At 58.9% G+C, this 542-nt stretch carries 1 protein-coding gene; it reads left to right on the top strand.

Annotated features, from left to right (window positions below; all coding sequences use genetic code 11):
* A partial coding sequence (locus ELI80_RS16675; RefSeq protein ID WP_161596448.1) for an ATP-binding protein occupies nt 1-457 on the top strand: 457 nt, incomplete at its 5' end.
* Between the last annotated feature and the right edge of the window lie 85 nt (nt 458-542).

The following is a 542-nucleotide window of genomic DNA, read 5'->3' as shown; positions in this document are numbered from 1 at the left end:
TAAAAGTTTTCTCGCTCAAGCCCTGGCCGTCGCGGCGTGCCGCAAAAAGCTCACCGCCCGTTACTTCCGGCTCAACGACCTGGCCAACGATTTCGACGCTGCGGCTGAGCATCCCCAGGCCCGCAAACAACTCCTCGCTGACCTGCAAGCCCCGGCACTTGTCGTCATCGATGATTTTCTCGCCACCGATGTCTCAGCGCACGCGTTGAACCAGGTATTCAACCTGCTCGTCGGGCGTGAACATGCCTCTACCGTGATCGCCAGCCAACACGAACCCGATTACTGGTACGACGTCTTCTCAGAAGCAGCACTGGCAGACGCAGTCATGTCCAGACTCGCCAACCACGGCTCGAAACTCACCCTGACAGGAGAAGACATGCGAACCCGCGACGACATCAAACAAGAAAGGATGGCCCCTACGACACCCACACGGCTACGTCAACCCCGAAAGTCGTAACCGGGGGTAAAAACCGGGTACCGGCAACCACCAACACCCCGGTACCCGATACCGCCCTACCGGTACCGAAAAGAAACGCCCGTCA

This window comes from Paracoccus aeridis, from assembly GCF_004923205.2.
In the GTDB taxonomy this organism is placed as follows: Bacteria; Pseudomonadota; Alphaproteobacteria; order Rhodobacterales; family Rhodobacteraceae; genus Paracoccus; species Paracoccus aeridis.
Note: the sequence above shows the minus strand (reverse complement) of the source record. Positions and strands in the feature narration are given on the sequence as shown.